We start from the raw sequence: 14,788 nt of genomic DNA on the forward strand, positions 1-14,788 counted from the left end.
TTCCGAAGACCGGGCTTGTTCCACGCCGGCATATATCAAGCGCTCGCCTGCGCGTACCGGCTCCGTCGCTCGGTTATTGCATCGAGGCTGGTTGAGGGAAATCGAGCGGGCCGGTTGCGTGCTCGTCACCATCCTCGACGAGGCCATCTCCAAGCAGAGCCATATCGTTGCCCAGGCCGTCGAATTCGATTGCCGCGCCAACGAGTTGTGCCGCCTGCAGGACCAGGTGTTCTATGTCCTCGAGGGCAACATTCTCGGCCAGATTCCTGACCCTGACCTGCTCCGCGACCATGGTGATGTTGACGATGCCCGCTGTCTTGCACGCCCTCTGGACCGAGGAAATCACGTCTTGGCGCAGGCACTCCGAGTAATCATACCGCATTGAAACCTCCCTGGGGGAATGGGCTCTTTCCAGGTTCCAGCTTGCCTCTGTCGCTACGAAATGGCAAGTAACAATATAAATATTATCCAAACAAATCAACTAGTTAGCATAGTGATCAAAATGCGGGGACAACGCTTGATGCTCATCCTGTGCGTGATGCGCTCTTCACGCATCGCAGGCTCTTGACGCATTATGAGTAATTTCCTAATTTTGAGCTGAATGAGTTAAATACTAACTCGATGTATTTTTGGTCCTGAGCGAGGAAACGCACATGGCTGAACTGGAACGCCCGGAACGATTGCAGATCATGCTGACTTCGGATGAACTGGCGGCTCTGGAAAACTGGCGCTACGACAAGCGCATGCCGAGTCGCTCGGCCGCGGTGAGGGAGCTGTTGAGGCGCGGTCTTGCCTCCGACGGCTTCCTGACGGCGGAGCAAGGCCTCAAGTCGCAGGATTATGGAATCCTGCCCACCGACGGCGACGCGAAATAATCGCAATTTCGCTGTCGGCAGGGCTCTGCAACTTAGTGGCGCTTCATTTCGTAGAGCAGTAGTTGCTCCATTGTTCGCTATACCGGAGCGACAGGCTCGCCGGGGAGGGTTGGGGTTGCCCCGGCGAGCTACAGCCTCGTCGATGATGCCGGCACCGCCTTGCGCGGTTTGGTGTTTGGCCTCGATTGCCGAGCCTGTTTTTATTTTGCCTCGCGCGGCCTGACGTGCAGGGGGCGGCTTTCAATTTTCCATGAAGGCGTCGGGAAGAACGTCGGCTTCGATCGCCGCGCTGATGAAAGCAATACGCACTTGTTTTGGACTGCATCGGCCGACGCGTTGCTCGACAAGGGCCGACAGCGCGGCCAGAAATTTGGGGCCGTTGGAGGGCCAGTTGCCGTCGGTCAGGATGTCATTCATTTCGAAGAGATTTCGAACGACGCGAACGCCGTGGATGCCTTTGATAGGCACGCCGCCGAATTGTTGGGTCATGGTCTACAACGGATGGAGGGGAATATGCGTTCCTTCGAGGGAGCATTCGCCAACAACTCGGCCCGAGCGCCCAACCCATTCATTGCGGTGTGCAGAGCTGCGACGACCGTAGCGAGGGGATCTTTTGGCGTGCCCTCAAGGCCAGCCAGCTCGATGGTTCGAATGTTGTCAGAGGGCTGGTTAACCCGCTGGATTCATCCCCTCGCGATGGCGATGAGTCAAATTCTTGACAGCCATGATCCCGCTTATCATATTTTTTGCGCTCAGGGCTGCGTCAAGCCGGGGCAGTTCGTCTCAAAAACTCGTTCAACGGATGGAGGAGTCTATGAACGGCAGGATTTTCGAGCGGCCCGTTCTGGTCAAAAACGGGCAGTTTGTCGTCGAGGAAATTGGAAGTTTGGCCGACGCATTCGAGTTCCTGGAACGATGGCCCGAGAACCGGCGGGGACCGATTTATCAGACCGCGCTTCGGGCCTGTCTCCGCGCCCATGACGGTCACGTGCCGCTTTCCGTGGCGCGCGACGCGTTCGCCGGGTTTGCCAGATCGGTCAAAATCCTCGAGCCCGTGTCCACCGCGTTACCCTGGATGGCCGGGGCGAAATCGGGTCGCGGTGGGGTGCCGGCATAATCCGCGAGCGGAGGGTCAAAAGGACGATGGGGCCACTTCCCCGCTGTGGGACAGCGGCCAGGACGCATTGCCGTTCCGAGCATTCGAATGGCAAACGGCTGGCTGCGGTGTTGCCCCATCACCGTTGATACGCCGGGCTGACAGGTGGTCATGGCCATTACGTCGTTGCCGTTGCCATAGCGGCATTCGCCGGGGCGAGCTGTCTTCATCAATCCAGGTGATTTCCGGACGCGGCCTGCGTTAGAATATCACCTTACCGAATGGAGACCCGTCGTGGCCAAGGCTGACAAGCACCTTTTCAATGTGAACGCCTTCCTCAATACGGTGGACGGCGGAAGGACCGTGGCGACGTATCGAAAGAATGAGACTGTCTATTCGCAGGGCGACCCGGCGGATTCCGTCTTCTACGTCCAGAAAGGCAAGGTCAAGGTCTGCATCGTATCAGAGCAGGGCAAGGAAGCGATCGTCGCCCTCCACGAGAGCGGAGACTTCTTCGGCGAAGGCTGCTTGTCCGGCCAGCCGCTACGGTTGGCTACAGTCTCCGCGATGGTGGACAGCGTCGTCACGCGGATTGACAAAGCATCCATCACGCGGGTGCTCCGTGAGGAGCCGAAGTTCTCGGAGATGTTCATATCGTACCTGCTGGCGAGGAACGCCCGCGTCGAAGAGGACTTGGTGGACCAGCTTTTCAATTCGAGCGAGAAGCGTCTCGCGAGGTTGCTGCTTCTGATGGCGAATTTTGGCAAGGAGGGGGACCCGCAAACCGTCATAGCGAAGATAAGCCAGGAGACGCTCGCCGAGATGGTTGGCACCACCAGGTCGCGCGTGAGCACCTTCATGAACAAATTCCGCAAGCTCGGGTTCATCGAATACAACGGACATTTGAAGGTTCATAATTCTCTGCTGAACGTGGTCCTGCACGACAATCCTCACCTCAGGGGCAGGGACCTTTGAGGCACCTGTTCCTTATGGAACAGTCGAACCACTTGGACCTGTGTTAGATTTTATGCCGGTCCAACCCTCTGGACCGGACCTGCAGCCCAAGATCGTCTTGATGCAACGACATGACTGCCGGCATAACAGCGGACCCCCCCGGTCATGTCCTTCGGCAAGATGGTGCGGCGTTGTCGGTGACCACACGGCGCGTCCGACCCAAGCCCCCCCAACGCCGGACGCGCCGGCCCCCTTTTTGCGCCGTGGCCGATGGCATTTGGAAAGCCCTTAGAGGGAACCCAGGGCGCCTGATCGGTGCGCCGCAAGACTACGAAGAATCCGCAAAGGATTGGATCAGGACGGACCTGACTCATCCTGCGCCGCGTGCTGGTTCCCGCTCATGGGCTCGAACCACGATTCACGCCTTCAAAGGGCGCTGTCCTACCATTAGACGAAGCGGGAAAAGCGGGCAGGCGCACCACCCCTAGCCGGTTCGCGCGCCGGGATCAACGCATGCCGGCGGCCGGCGCCAACAATCAGTTGGGGAAGTTGGCGACCGGTTCCTCGCAGCGGTAGACCGGGCAGTTGCCGTCGCGGGTCGGGACATAGGCCGACATCGGCACCTCCGGCCAGTCGCATTCGTTGCCGAACTGCCTGACATAGCGGTCATAGGTGTTGGGGCCGGTGGTCAGCACCACGGCGCGGTGGCTCTGGATCAGTTGCCGAAGCTGCCCGCAATTCATCGTGCGCGTGTCAGGCCTGGCATTGGCAAGACCCGTCGCGGCCAGCATGATGGCTGCTGTCAAAGGAACAATCCGGCGGATGGGCATGGCGATTATCTCGAACGGGCGTGTCACCGGAAACTCGCATCCCGGCCAGCGGTTCCGCAACAGCCAGAAGGCGGTCTTTTTGCGGCGCAACCAAATGGCACGTCGCGCATTGCTGGGGATGGACAGCAGAAAACCCTACGAGACACCGAAATGGTGGCCTGGCGGCGACGATCGCGAAGCCATGTGCTGTTCCTTCTGCGGGGGCCGCGACCACCGCTATGAGCAATGCCCGCAACGAGACCCCGAGGTCGATCCATCCTCCGACACCGCGGACGACACCATTCCCAGGTTCCCCAGGTTCTGAAGTCGAATCCAGGTTTGTCAGTGCGCAATGTTGCTCCCCCTTGCAACCAAAATGTCCCGCCTGCATTGCAGGGAATGGGCGGAAATCCATCACGCAAGCCTGAAATACGCTTGAGAGGGCGAGGGCCAGGCGCGAGGCGGTTGGGCGTGACCGAGGGATGTCGGGGGCAATGACGGAATTGGCAAGCGTGAACGGCCCGATAGAAGCCACCGCCGACGCAAGGCTGGCGGCGATCGTCGATTCCTCCTTCGACGCCATCATCAGCAAGGATCTGAACAGCGTCATCACCAGCTGGAACGGCGCGGCGCAGCGGATGTTCGGCTACACTGCCGAGGAGGCTGTCGGCCAATCGGTGCTCATGCTTATTCCCGATCACCTCAGGGACGAAGAGGCCGACATCATCGGCCGTGTCCGCAATGGCGAACTCGTGGCCAGCTACGAGACGATCCGGCGCCGCAAGGATGGCGGGATCATTGCCGTGTCGCTGACCGTCTCGCCGATCAGAAATGGATCAGGCAAGATCATCGGCGCCTCGAAGATCGCACGCGACATCACCGCGACCAAGGAGAGCGAACGGCGGATCAGGCTTTTGATGCGGGAGGTAAATCATCGCGTCAAGAACCAGTTCGCGGTGATCCTCTCGATGGTCAGGGAAACAAGCAAACGCTCGACGGATCCGCGTGAGTTCGAAGCGCTTGTCCGTTCCCGCATCATGGCGCTGTCGCGTTCGCACGATCTGCTGGTGAACTCGGAATGGGCGGGCGCCAGCCTCTTCGACCTCATCCAGGAACACCTCAAGCCGTTTGGCCATGAGGAGCAGGTATCGCTGTCCGGACCGCTTCTGACCCTGCAGCCGAACGCCGTGCAAAATCTCGGCATGGCATTTCATGAGCTCGGGACCAACTCATCCAAATATGGCGCGCTGTCGGGGGAAGCCGGGAGGATCGACATCACCTGGCTGATCGCCACCGGCGTCGCGGGCAAGCGGGAAATCCATCTCGTGTGGGAGGAAACCTCGCCAGTCCCCGCCGATGAGCGGCTAGACGACAGCACGCGCAAGGGTTTCGGCACCGTCGTCCTGCAGCGGGTTTCGCCACAATCGCTGAACGGTTCGGCGGTGCTGGATCGTCGCCCGGGCCGTCTCAGCTGGTCGCTGACGGCGCCGCTGGAATCGATCATCGTTGCGCAACTCGGCGACGAAATGCCTGTCGACGACAGAGATCGGTCCTTCAGCCCTTGAAGGGACCGGCATCGGCCAGGCGACGGCGGGGGAGAAATCCATTGGAGGCGTGATCCGATTTCCACGCGGGCGGAAATGGCCAACCTTTTTCGTCGGCGGGCGTTGTTCCTGTGAAGGCAAGGCCGCCGCGGGTGGCCGTGACAGGAAAGGAGGCCGGGATGAGAAGTCTCGCCATCGTGCCGTTCAGCCTGGTGCTGGCACTGGCCGCGCCAGCCGCGGCCCAGACGGATTCGCAGCAGGACAGCCAGTCGCCGCAGGCGGACAAATGCCGGGCCCAGACAGAGCAAGGCAACAAACAGCAGCCTGCAGGCGGCGATCTGACGGAGACGCTCAGCGATTGCGGCGGCGTCCTGAAACCGCCCACCACCGGTGACCAGGGGATGACGGCCCCGGCTCCAGACGAGGGCAAGACGCCGGTGATCAAGCCCGGCGAGGTGCCGGTTCAGCCGCCCGCGCAGTAGAAGCCGATTTCGTCGACGGCGTCGCCGGGCGGGAACCTCGCACCGAACGAAACGTTTCCGTCACGAGTTGATTTTGAAAGGACGAGACCCGTGAGAGATATCGCCGGCACCGCAACATTGCTTGCGTCCATCGCCATCGTGATCGTGGTGGTGCTGTTGGCGCCGAAGGGCTTCGGGCTCGAAACCACCCAGCCGATTGTACAGGGCGATCCGCTAGAACAGTAACAGGGCGGATTCACCGCGAAAAAGCAGGCGAGGCATTGTGCCCCGCCTGCTTTTTTCATGCTTTTCCAAAGCAATTCCAGGAAAGCGTGAAACGGAACCGGTCTAGCGAACCAGCACGCCCGCGTGATTGCACAGCGCCGTGAAAGCTTCGTGGGCCTGTGCGGCGCTTGTCTTGCTTTCCAGCGCGGCTTCAACCTGTTCGCGCGCCGCCTGATAGAAAGGGCCACGCTTGGCATGGGGCCAATCGATCAGGACTTCGCTGGCATCCTTCAGCGTAATGATGTCGCGGATCGTGTCCGTGCCATGTGGCTTGATCCGCAACGGCGGCGATAGCATCAGCTCAGCCATCTTTGTTTCCCGCTATTGGAGGAGCCGCGCTTCGCGCGCGGCGTCGATCATCGCCCGCATCGCCTTTTCCGGCGGAGTCCAGCCGTCCAGTGCATCGCGACAGCTGCGCAACGCCGCCCGGTACCGCCGACCCTGGCCCGCCGGCCAGTCGCCGAGGCACTCCAGGCCTTCCCAGGCGCTGCGCACGACGCGCTCCCGCTCGGGGGCAAATTTCAACCTGATGGGCCTTGGGAACATCTTGTCGTTCAAGCTCTCGTCTCCGGGTCTGTGAAGCGTCGTATAACGTACGCGACAGGGGAGGGTTCCGTGCTCGAAAATCAAAATTCGGTCGTGCAACATGCGTCCCGAAGGCTTGGGCGCGGCCAGACGCAAAAGGCTGACAAAGCGCTGTTCCGGGCGGCGCGCCGCTGACCGTCAAGCGCACGCCGGCGCTGGCGGCGGCCGGTCCAGCGCATGGTCTCGGCCATGGTTGCGACTTCCATGCCATACCTCCCAAAGTGCGGGGGACTGGTTCGGCCGGAGGGCTCGCGGCTGCTCGGACACCGAGACGGGCGCCCACCCCGATCGCATCGGGATGGGGTAGGCTCTATCCCCGAGCGGCCATATAGGCGTCGAGCTTCTTTCTCGATGGCCCATAGCGCTTGATGATGGTCTGCGCTTCGCTCGGCGGAATGCCATATTTCTTGGCGAAGGCAGCAACCTCGTAAGGCTCCTCGCTCGAAACCAGCTTGCGGTCCTGCTTTGTTTTGGACTTGTCGTCAGCCATCTCAGGCCTCGCTTTCTGTTTTGGGTAGGCGCATCGGCGCGGCCGTTGGCGGGCCCCACCTTGCGGCCAACAGGACATAACACAGATCGGCGTCGCGGGTTCCACGGGCATGACAATAATGCCGGCCAGGAAGGCCCTGTCGTCAGCCGGCTTTGTTCAAGCCGACCGCTGCATCGGATCGATATCGGAAAGGTGGCCGCCGTCACATTCGGTGCAGGGCGCGCTTACGCCCGGGCAGCCACGCTGCTGGGTACCGGCGGGACAGCAATGGCCGTTGGAACTCGTCCAGCGCGGACACTCAAAGACCTGGCCCGCGCCACCGCAGCCGCTGCACTCCAGCACCGTGGACCGGACGACATGGAATCTTGCCCCAAACCCGACGCTCGCGCCCAATTCTCAAACCCACCCAAAAACCTGCACTGGCACCGCTGTGCATTAGCCCCAGCTTAACAATACCACGATGCTGGTTACGAACAAGTTTCGCGATCATTAATTGTTCGTGAAGGCCGCCGCGGCTGTGACGGGGCCTCAGGCGGGCTTGAGCCGCATCGCGGCGAGATACATGAGCGCCGATGCGGCCTGCCCGCGGTCCCAGCCGGCCGCCTCGGCCTTGTCGAGCAAAGCGTCGAGATGGGGGACAAGCATGTCCCTGCATTCCTGTTCATAGGCGGTGGTCATCGCCGGATGTTGCGGCGCGCCGATGGTCAATGCCTTGGCCATGTCCGATTCCTCCCCTCTGAGCGGTGCGGTACTATACCATCAGCGGGCAAACCGGAATCGGCTTTTTGCCGGCACTGTGCATGGAATCAAGGAGTTAGCTTCCTGGACATGCGGTGGAGCGGCGCAAAAGGCCGGGGCACTCGACATCATGGCAATCTTGGCGCCATGATTTCAGGCAAGTCCGGAATCGGACAGGGATCATGGGGGGTGGGCAATGACCGACACGCAAGGCAATTCGAACCGTCTCCAGCAGCATGTCGTCGCCGGTTCGCGTCCGATCGGCAGCGGCATCGTCGCGCTGGCCATCGTGCTGGCGCTGATCGCCGCCGTCATGGGGTCCTGGTACACGATCGACCAGGGCGACCGCGGCGTGCTTCTGACCAATGGCGCGTTGAGTTCGGTCGTCGATCCCGGCCTGCATTTCAAATTGCCGTGGCTGCAGCGCGTCGAGAAGATCAGCCTGCGCCAGCAGGTCATCAAATGGGGCTGCGAGAACCAGAGCGACTGCGGCAACCTGCCGGCGATGCAGGCCTATTCGCGCGACCAGCAGCCGGCCAACATGCGCGTCACCGTCAACTTCCACGTGCCGGCGGCCGAGGTCAGCAACGTCTACATCAATTACGGGTCGATCGAGGCGCTGGCGGACCGCGTCATCGCCCGCAAGGCGCCACAGGAGATCAAGACGGTGTTCGGCCAGTATGACGCGGTGTCGGTGATCCAGAACCGCGCCAAGTTCAACAAGGATGTCGCCGACGCCATTTCGGCGGTGACCGACGGCCCGGTGATGATCGACAGCGTGCAGGTCGAGAACATCGACTTTTCCGATGCCTATGAACAGGCGGTCGAGGCGAGGATGACGGCGCAGGTGGAAGTGCAGAAGCAGGAGCAGAACCTGCAGCAGGAAAAGATCAAGGCCGACATCGCGGTGACGCAGGCCAAGGGCCGCGCCGACAGCGTCAAGGCGGAAGCCGAGGCCAGCGCCTACAAGACCAGGATCGAAGGCGAGGCGACGGCCGAAGCGATCAAGGCCCGCGCCGGCGCGCTCGCCAACAATCCGCTGCTGGTCGAACTGACCAAGGCCGAGAAGTGGGACGGGCAGTTGCCGAAATCGATGATCCCGGGCTCGACGGTGCCGTTCCTCGAACTCGGCACGCCGGCGCCGGCGGCGAACTGAGGGCGGAGCGCCAACGATCCAAACCCATGATCCCGAACCTGCGGTTCGCGAGGGATCATGCCTTGGGTTCAAAGAGCTCGACCACGTTACCGGACGGGTCTTCGCAAAGAATCTGACGGCCGCCCGGGCCGTCGACGATCTCGTTGCGGAACGGCACGCCGGCCTCGCGCATCCGGGCGGCGTGCGCCGGCAAGTCCTGAACCTCGAGGACGATGCGGTTCCATCCGCCGGGCTCCGGCGTACGGCCATCCGGCATCGGTCTCGCGGCCGACGCCGTGGGGCCCGCGAGCCAGAATGTGAGATCGCCGCGCTTCAGGATGGCCATCGCCGGACCGAACTGCTGCTGCAACGCGAACCCCAGATGCTTCGTGTAAAACGCTATGGACAACTCGACATCGCTGACGAGATACCGGACCGTCGCCATCCGCTGGCTCCTCACAACAGATCAAGCACCCCCATGCAAGGAATAGCGTCCAGGGCAGGTCGCGGCAAGGTTCGAGTGCCATCGCGCGGTGAGCTGGTCCATCGTGCCGCAGGTGCCCGACGAAAAGTTTCCGGCCGGTGTCGGAACTGCCCAGGGTCACCCGTCCTTGGGTCGAAATCCATTGCAACCCTGGAGAGACAGCATGTCGGATAGCATTCAATCGCCGTGGCAGACCGCGGCCCTTCTCGTCGCCCGGCTGATCTTCGCCGCCGTCTTTCTCATGGCGGTGACCTTCAAGTTCATGGGCATGGAGGCGACCGCCGGCTACATCGCCGCCGCCGGCTTTCCGTTCCCGCTGTTTCTGGCCTGGTGCGCGGCGATCCTGGAGGTCGCACTCGTGCTGTGCTTTCTGAGCGGCGCCTTCTTCACGCAGGCGGCGCTGGTCGCGGCGGCCTATGTGCTGTTCCTCGGCTTCGCCTTCCACGGACCGAGCCACTGGGCCGGCAACCAGGCGGAGTTCGGCTTCTTCGTCGACCATTTCTCCTTCCTGGCCGGCCTTCTGTTCGCCGCCGTGCACGGGCCGGGCAAGGTGCTGGCGCTGAACCTGGGATGGCCGGGCCGGGCGTGAGCGGGTCTGGGCCTCACATCTGGTCGTTGTACGGCTCCTTGATCTGGCCGACCATGCGGGCAAGTTTCGAAAAAGAGGGGATGTCCGCCTCCGGCTGGCATTGATTGGCGAGCTCCAGCAACCGGATCGGAAAGTTGACGGCGTCACGGCTCGACGCCGACATGCCGCCTGATCGCTCCTGGCTGGTTTCGCTGGCTTCGGCCTTGCGCAGGGCGACGTCGATCTCCTCTGCCGTCAGCACCCCCTTGCGAACCAGCACGTGGTTGATCGATGCGACGGCCATCAGCAGGCCTTCAAGTTGCAGATTGGCGACATTCATGACGATTGCTCCCGTGGCTAGGCTCGAAACGCGCGAGCGGCGTTTCCGATCCGGAAGATGGCGCGGAACTTCGGTTGGGGATGGCTAGCCGGGAGCAGGCCGCGGTCAAATGGCCTATTCCAGCGTCCAGTGCTCGCCATATTCACGCCATAGCGCCTTCGCTTCCAGGCTGCCGAGGCGCGGGGCCGACGGATCGCCAGGGATGATGGCGACGGCGCTGATATCATAGTTTGGAAAGGCATTGGCGACGAAGCGGATTGCTTCGCCAAGCGAGCGCACGCGGATGATCGGATCGGCCTGGCCTTGGCCGGTGCTGCGCACACCGGAAACCGTGGCTGGCGCGTGCCGCATCCTGAATACGGATGCCATGGTTGGTCTGTCCATCGTCCTCTCCCACAAGGCGACGCGAATCATTCCATGAGCTCTAGCTTATGATTCCACAGTTGCCGGCTCATGAAAAGCCGGCCGAAAAGTCGATCCTCGAGGCTCGGCCTGTGCCGCTCGGGTTGTCCGGTGAGGGCATTTGTGCTATTGTTTCGGGTATGGTGCTGATTTGCGCCAACGACCTCTGGACCCGCCGCGAAGGCGGGTTTTTGTTTTCCAGGCCTTCTGATCTCGTCGCCGACGACTTGTTCGTGATGATCGGCCTGTGCGGCGGCTACACCACCTCTTCGTTCAGCCTACAGACGCTAGACCCTTTGCGCCGACGGCTTCGACCGGGCGGCGCTCAACATCGGCCTGTTGGTGGTGCTGTGCGTGGGAGCGGTCGCGCTCGGCCATATCATCGCGGCCCGGATCAATGATGGCGCTACGCAGGTCACGAGGAGGCTTAGATGTAATGCAAGCCGACAGGTCGGCATTCATCACAGAAGAAATACAATCACTTTCCACCGCGCTTTTGCTTGACTGCCTTACGCTTGTCAGAATCGCGCGCGGGTGCGAGACGGAAGAGACGGGAGAAGATTTTTGACCATGAGAAAACGGAAGAGTTCTATTCCCGCAGAGTAAATGAATCCGGCGTCGGCCCTGATCGCGTCGAGTGATACTGGCGTTACATCGACATTGACGCGGGAGCGCGCTTGAGCGCGAACTTGAAAGACTTCTTTTGTCTCTTCATCTATGCACCACATGTGATGCACTATCTGGTTTCGCTTATTAGCTGCCTCACTCACCCTCGCCAAAAGGCGATCAAACTTCTCAATGTCAGTCAGATCGTCGAATTTGATGTCGGTGAGTGACTTCAGCACACTCTCTCTTAAAGGAAGAGTCATGTGGGTCGTAACGGCCCAGCCGGTCTCCATATCGACGCCAAGCAGCCCGGCTATGGCCATCTGGACGTGGTCTTCTGTCTGGGCGTAGCAGGTGCACGCCATCCCGATTGCCTCTAGGTACTCTTTGGGTAAGTTCCTTGGATCAAAATCGAGGTCACGGAATTTGTTGTCCATGTCGGAAACTCCTAAAAACAAAGACCAAGAAAAAGGGCGACGAAGTATTGCGCCGCCTGTTGGAGACACCGCCGAAGCCGCACGAGACCGTGCTGGCACCAAAGAAAAAGGGCGGCTCCGTGAAACCGCCCTCGACTGCAACCAAAAAGCGTTAGCCGCGTGGCGGATACGGGTCGTGACCGTAGGTCCATTCGGTCCGGAATTCATGGTTAGGACGCTGCACTAGGACTTGGGCATCATGGCCGCCGCTGCCGGCCTTGTGCGCCGCATCAACAGCGGCAGTGATCGCATCGGCTTGTGTCCGATACGGACCGTAATGCTTTCCGTCGAGCTTAACTTTCCATTCATTCTCATGGAAGACAACAAAGTACTGGGCGCGGGCCATCAGGCACCTCCGTTGATTCGGGTGATGCAATATTAGGGGAATGACGATGCCGAGTCTAACCAAACGGACGGCTGTTACTTATCCGCCAGAGTTGTTGCCACGTGCTCGCAGCAACGCAGACGTTTGGGTGTGCGTCTCGCATGATGAAAGCAAGTGCGACGCAAGCTGCCGCCATTGCCGTTTGGTGACGGACACCGGTTCCGAGAAATCGTTGAATTAAAGCTTCTTGCGTTTGCGCAGGAACTTGCGCGCCGCCTGCTTAGGCGTGACTGGCTTCACCAATCCGCCGATGGGTGAGTCGTTTGTCGCGGGCCATGCGAGGCCGATCTTGGACTCGTCAGTGTAGAGGGTCGAGGCGCGGTCTGAATTGCGCACCGGGATATCGCGCGATGTTTTTCGTGGTGTGCTGGACATGGAACGAACGGACAGCGCCGCCGCACTCGACAAGGGAGACACCGACACGCTTCCGCCCACCGCCGGCTGTACTTAAATGCATCCAGGAATTTTTTCCTAGAAAATCGTTGACTGGGTGAGGGCAGCCATGCTACATATTTGCCCATGGTGCTGATTTGCGCCAACGACCCGCCGCCGAGGCGGGTTTTGTGTTTCTGGCACTTGCAATGGTCACATCCAGGGTGTGGCGCCTGACGCGTCTCTTTCGGAAATCCTTACCCGGTTGATCACCTCGAAGCTCGGTTCGCTGACGGATAGAATATCCACGCAAGCCCAGCCGGTGACGAAGCGATAGTGGGTCGCCGGTGACCGTGTCGATCGCCAGGTTTCGGATTGCGTGCTCTCGAAGACTGCGCCTTCCACCCGATAGCCGAAGTGGTTCGCGACAAGTCCTTCCTTGGACGTGCTCTCATGCTCGGTGCTGAGCGCCATTTCATCAAGGATGCGTACGATCACCTCGTCTCGAAATTGCACGCGCAGCATATGATGTTCGTCATCGGGGATGAGGAAGTCCGCGACCACCGCCTCATTCGTCCAGCGCAATTCCAGCAGGTCGCTCCGATTGCAGTCGAGATCGGGATGAACATCCATCGGATAATATCGAGGCAAATCAGGCTCGCTTTCTGCCGGGCCTCTTGTAATCGGCCGAGCGCTGAAAGTTCTTTGAACAACCGTATTGAAGCCTTCAAGAGAAGACCATGCCCCATCGCTACGCCACCATCATCACCGACGATGACGGCCGCGAGATCGTCAGCGCCATTGGCGAGTTCGAGGGGGCGGCGCCACGGACGCGTCTGGGCCGTGTCGAGCAGGTGGCGCCCGGCGTGCTGATCGGCATGGTGCGGGACGCGGCTGGTGGCTTCTCTTTCCCGCAAGCGGGGATTGGTGGCCTCGCCATGGCGCGCCTCAGGGCCGGCGCGGCGAAGCCTGCCCAGGCGGCGAAGCCTGCCCAGGTGGCGAAGCCTGGGACGGCAAGGCCGAAGCGTGCCAAGAGGGCCGGGAAGAACCGCTCGAAGAAGCCGGGCAGATCGATGCCGAAGGCTGGCATCTCCGCCAGCGATGCCGGCGCCATGGGGCAGGCCGATGGCTGACGATACCGCCGCCGGGCCAAGGCGCGGCAAGGCGAAGCCGGCAAGGCGTCAGCCCACCGCCGGCCCGGCGTCCCGTCCGAAGCGGATGAAGAAGACGCTGGGCGATGACTTTCTCGCCGCCGTGCGCGCCGATTTCCGCGCCCATGGCGCCGGCGTCATCGCCGAGGTGCGCGCCGACAAGCCGGACCAATATCTGAAGATCGTGCTTTCGGTGCTGCCCAAGGATTTACATGTTTCCCTCAACCAACTGGACGCGCTGAGCGATGAGGAGATCCGCAGCCGCATCCGTGGCCTCGAAGCCGTCCTCAGGCCGTTCCTCGAAGAACCCGCTGATGGCGGCGAGGGCGGAATATCTGACGCTGCTGGCGGAGCTTGACCGCAGGCGCCGCACAAATCTTCTGGCGGCCTACAAACCGTATCAACGCCAGGCGGAATTCCATGCGGCAGGCGCGGTCAATCGCGAACGGCTGTTCATGGCCGGCAACCAGCTTGGCAAGACCAGGGCCGGCGGCGCCGAATGGGCGATGCACCTCACCGGCCGCTATCCCGCGTGGTGGCAAGGCAAGGTCTTCGACACGGCGGTCCGGCTGTGGGCCGCCGGCGTGACCGGCGAGGGCACGCGCGACAACCCGCAGCGCGTGCTGGTCGGTCCGCCGCAACAGCAGGCGGCCTGGGGCACCGGCATGATCCCGGCCGATGCCATCGCGCAGACCATCATGGGCCGCGGCGCACCGGGCGCGCTCGACAGCGTCATCGTGCGCCATGGCGGCGGCGGCGATGTGCAGGCCGGCGAGAGCGTGCTGTCGTTCAAGAGCTTCGAGAAGGGCCGCGAGAAATGGCAGGGCGAGACGCTGCACGGCGTCTGGTTCGACGAGGAGCCGCCGCTCGACATCTATTCCGAGGGGCTGACCCGCACCAACGCAACAGGCGGCATCACCATCGTCACCTTCACCCCGCTGCTCGGCATGTCGGATGTGGTGCTGTTGTTCCTGTCGGCCGAGCAGGTGGAAGGGATGGCAACTCACCTGAAACCATGATCCGCGATGCCGC

At 61.5% G+C, this 14,788-nt stretch carries 26 protein-coding genes, 1 tRNA gene and 1 pseudogene; 13 read left to right on the forward strand and 15 right to left on the reverse strand.

The genetic code is table 11. The annotated features are described in order from the left end of the window. Positions 1 to 73: 73 nt before the first annotated feature. Entirely contained in the window at positions 74 to 382 is a 309-nt protein-coding gene (locus tag AC56QP_RS29600; RefSeq protein WP_489862266.1) for a hypothetical protein, read from the reverse strand. A gap of 271 nt (positions 383 to 653) precedes the next feature. On the opposite strand from AC56QP_RS29600, the gene AC56QP_RS29605 reads away from it, so the two are divergent. Continuing rightward, positions 654 to 875 (forward strand): hypothetical protein, encoded by a 222-nt coding sequence (locus AC56QP_RS29605; protein ID WP_489862265.1) that lies wholly within the window; start codon positions 654 to 656, stop codon positions 873 to 875. Positions 876 to 1,115: 240 nt separating this feature from the next. Here the strand turns inward: AC56QP_RS29605 and AC56QP_RS29610 are convergent, their stop codons facing one another. After that, positions 1,116 to 1,292 (reverse strand): DUF982 domain-containing protein, encoded by a 177-nt coding sequence (locus AC56QP_RS29610; protein WP_489862264.1) that lies wholly within the window; start codon positions 1,290 to 1,292, stop codon positions 1,116 to 1,118. 397 nt (positions 1,293 to 1,689) lie between these two features. Between AC56QP_RS29610 and AC56QP_RS29615 the strand changes: the two genes are divergently transcribed. Both AC56QP_RS29615 and AC56QP_RS29620 read left to right on the forward strand, forming a co-directional pair. Further along, positions 1,690 to 1,992 (forward strand): DUF982 domain-containing protein, encoded by a 303-nt coding sequence (locus tag AC56QP_RS29615; RefSeq protein WP_489862263.1) that lies wholly within the window; start codon positions 1,690 to 1,692, stop codon positions 1,990 to 1,992. Between the two features lie 273 nt (positions 1,993 to 2,265). Further along, entirely contained in the window at positions 2,266 to 2,946 is a 681-nt protein-coding gene (locus AC56QP_RS29620) for a Crp/Fnr family transcriptional regulator (protein ID WP_489862262.1), read from the forward strand. A gap of 367 nt (positions 2,947 to 3,313) precedes the next feature. Here AC56QP_RS29620 and AC56QP_RS29625 read toward each other — a convergent pair. Together AC56QP_RS29625 and AC56QP_RS29630 are read right to left on the reverse strand one after the other, a co-directional pair. Then, a tRNA-Gln gene (locus tag AC56QP_RS29625) sits at positions 3,314 to 3,387 on the reverse strand. Positions 3,388 to 3,461: 74 nt separating this feature from the next. Further along, on the reverse strand, positions 3,462 to 3,755 hold the full coding sequence (locus AC56QP_RS29630; RefSeq protein WP_489862261.1) for a hypothetical protein: 294 nt from the start codon (positions 3,753 to 3,755) through the stop codon (positions 3,462 to 3,464). Here AC56QP_RS29630 and AC56QP_RS29635 point away from each other — a divergent pair. The 4 genes from AC56QP_RS29635 (at position 3,715) to AC56QP_RS29650 (ending at position 5,985) form a co-directional block, all read left to right on the forward strand. After that, positions 3,715 to 4,059, forward strand: a complete 345-nt coding sequence (locus AC56QP_RS29635; protein WP_497101067.1) for a hypothetical protein — start codon at positions 3,715 to 3,717, stop codon at positions 4,057 to 4,059. The genes AC56QP_RS29630 and AC56QP_RS29635 overlap by 41 nt on opposite strands. Before the next feature lie 169 nt (positions 4,060 to 4,228). Continuing rightward, entirely contained in the window at positions 4,229 to 5,299 is a 1,071-nt protein-coding gene (locus AC56QP_RS29640; RefSeq protein WP_489862259.1) for a sensor histidine kinase, read from the forward strand. 158 nt (positions 5,300 to 5,457) lie between these two features. Next, entirely contained in the window at positions 5,458 to 5,760 is a 303-nt protein-coding gene (locus AC56QP_RS29645) for a hypothetical protein (RefSeq protein ID WP_489862258.1), read from the forward strand. 90 nt (positions 5,761 to 5,850) lie between these two features. Beyond that, complete coding sequence (locus AC56QP_RS29650; protein WP_489862257.1) at positions 5,851 to 5,985, forward strand: hypothetical protein; 135 nt, start codon at positions 5,851 to 5,853, stop codon at positions 5,983 to 5,985. Between the two features lie 102 nt (positions 5,986 to 6,087). Here AC56QP_RS29650 and AC56QP_RS29655 read toward each other — a convergent pair whose 3' ends face one another. The 4 genes from AC56QP_RS29655 to AC56QP_RS29670 all read right to left on the reverse strand — a co-directional run bounded on the left by AC56QP_RS29655 (position 6,088) and on the right by AC56QP_RS29670 (position 7,819). Beyond that, positions 6,088 to 6,333, reverse strand: a complete 246-nt coding sequence (locus tag AC56QP_RS29655) for a DUF982 domain-containing protein (RefSeq protein ID WP_489862256.1) — start codon at positions 6,331 to 6,333, stop codon at positions 6,088 to 6,090. Between the two features lie 12 nt (positions 6,334 to 6,345). Then, entirely contained in the window at positions 6,346 to 6,582 is a 237-nt protein-coding gene (locus AC56QP_RS29660) for a DUF982 domain-containing protein (RefSeq protein ID WP_256754068.1), read from the reverse strand. Positions 6,583 to 6,919: 337 nt separating this feature from the next. Further along, positions 6,920 to 7,099 (reverse strand): DUF3606 domain-containing protein, encoded by a 180-nt coding sequence (locus tag AC56QP_RS29665; protein ID WP_489862254.1) that lies wholly within the window; start codon positions 7,097 to 7,099, stop codon positions 6,920 to 6,922. A gap of 528 nt (positions 7,100 to 7,627) precedes the next feature. After that, entirely contained in the window at positions 7,628 to 7,819 is a 192-nt protein-coding gene (locus tag AC56QP_RS29670) for a hypothetical protein (protein WP_489862253.1), read from the reverse strand. Positions 7,820 to 8,033: 214 nt separating this feature from the next. Between AC56QP_RS29670 and AC56QP_RS29675 the strand changes: the two genes are divergently transcribed. Continuing rightward, entirely contained in the window at positions 8,034 to 8,993 is a 960-nt protein-coding gene (locus AC56QP_RS29675) for a prohibitin family protein (protein ID WP_489862252.1), read from the forward strand. 55 nt (positions 8,994 to 9,048) lie between these two features. Here AC56QP_RS29675 and AC56QP_RS29680 read toward each other — a convergent pair whose 3' ends face one another. Then, positions 9,049 to 9,417, reverse strand: coding sequence for a VOC family protein (locus AC56QP_RS29680; RefSeq protein WP_489862251.1), 369 nt, complete (start codon positions 9,415 to 9,417; stop codon positions 9,049 to 9,051). A gap of 202 nt (positions 9,418 to 9,619) precedes the next feature. Here AC56QP_RS29680 and AC56QP_RS29685 point away from each other — a divergent pair, with 202 nt between their 5' ends. Next, positions 9,620 to 10,045 carry a DoxX family protein gene (locus AC56QP_RS29685; RefSeq protein ID WP_489862250.1) on the forward strand — a complete coding sequence of 142 codons (426 nt, stop codon included), beginning with the start codon at positions 9,620 to 9,622 and terminating at the stop codon, positions 10,043 to 10,045. 13 nt (positions 10,046 to 10,058) lie between these two features. On the opposite strand, the gene AC56QP_RS29690 is transcribed toward AC56QP_RS29685, so the two are convergent. Beyond that, the gene (locus AC56QP_RS29690; protein WP_256754061.1) at positions 10,059 to 10,364 is read right to left on the reverse strand and encodes a hypothetical protein; all 306 of its coding nucleotides are present in this window, start codon (positions 10,362 to 10,364) and stop codon (positions 10,059 to 10,061) included. 114 nt (positions 10,365 to 10,478) lie between these two features. Then, on the reverse strand, positions 10,479 to 10,748 hold the full coding sequence (locus tag AC56QP_RS29695) for a hypothetical protein (protein WP_256754060.1): 270 nt from the start codon (positions 10,746 to 10,748) through the stop codon (positions 10,479 to 10,481). 245 nt (positions 10,749 to 10,993) lie between these two features. Here AC56QP_RS29695 and AC56QP_RS29700 point away from each other — a divergent pair. Beyond that, positions 10,994 to 11,189: pseudogene (locus tag AC56QP_RS29700) on the forward strand (CrcB family protein); the annotation flags it as partial. 95 nt (positions 11,190 to 11,284) lie between these two features. Here the strand turns inward: AC56QP_RS29700 and AC56QP_RS29705 are convergent. The 4 genes from AC56QP_RS29705 to AC56QP_RS29720 all read right to left on the reverse strand — a co-directional run bounded on the left by AC56QP_RS29705 (position 11,285) and on the right by AC56QP_RS29720 (position 13,238). Next, positions 11,285 to 11,809 (reverse strand): hypothetical protein, encoded by a 525-nt coding sequence (locus AC56QP_RS29705; protein WP_497109001.1) that lies wholly within the window; start codon positions 11,807 to 11,809, stop codon positions 11,285 to 11,287. A 151-nt stretch (positions 11,810 to 11,960) separates the two neighbouring features. Further along, positions 11,961 to 12,194: a DUF2188 domain-containing protein gene (locus AC56QP_RS29710; RefSeq protein WP_489862248.1), complete on the reverse strand. Its 234-nt coding sequence runs from the start codon at positions 12,192 to 12,194 to the stop codon at positions 11,961 to 11,963. A 216-nt stretch (positions 12,195 to 12,410) separates the two neighbouring features. Beyond that, complete coding sequence (locus tag AC56QP_RS29715) at positions 12,411 to 12,641, reverse strand: hypothetical protein (protein WP_489862247.1); 231 nt, start codon at positions 12,639 to 12,641, stop codon at positions 12,411 to 12,413. Positions 12,642 to 12,818: 177 nt separating this feature from the next. After that, positions 12,819 to 13,238: a hypothetical protein gene (locus AC56QP_RS29720; protein ID WP_489862246.1), complete on the reverse strand. Its 420-nt coding sequence runs from the start codon at positions 13,236 to 13,238 to the stop codon at positions 12,819 to 12,821. Positions 13,239 to 13,345: 107 nt separating this feature from the next. Between AC56QP_RS29720 and AC56QP_RS29725 the strand changes: the two genes are divergently transcribed. The 3 genes from AC56QP_RS29725 to AC56QP_RS29735 are packed head-to-tail and all read left to right on the forward strand — an operon-like array spanning position 13,346 to position 14,775. After that, positions 13,346 to 13,738 carry a hypothetical protein gene (locus AC56QP_RS29725; protein WP_489862245.1) on the forward strand — a complete coding sequence of 131 codons (393 nt, stop codon included), beginning with the start codon at positions 13,346 to 13,348 and terminating at the stop codon, positions 13,736 to 13,738. Continuing rightward, a complete protein-coding gene (locus AC56QP_RS29730) occupies positions 13,731 to 14,114 on the forward strand; it encodes a hypothetical protein (RefSeq protein ID WP_489862244.1) in 384 nt (127 codons plus the stop codon). Before AC56QP_RS29725 ends, AC56QP_RS29730 begins: the two co-directional genes overlap by 8 nt. After that, complete coding sequence (locus AC56QP_RS29735; RefSeq protein ID WP_489862243.1) at positions 14,071 to 14,775, forward strand: terminase large subunit domain-containing protein; 705 nt, start codon at positions 14,071 to 14,073, stop codon at positions 14,773 to 14,775. The genes AC56QP_RS29730 and AC56QP_RS29735 overlap by 44 nt, the downstream gene beginning before the upstream one ends. The last annotated feature ends 13 nt before the right edge of the window (positions 14,776 to 14,788 follow it).

The sequence above is a fragment of the Mesorhizobium sp. RCAM 05104 genome (genome assembly GCF_059683645.1).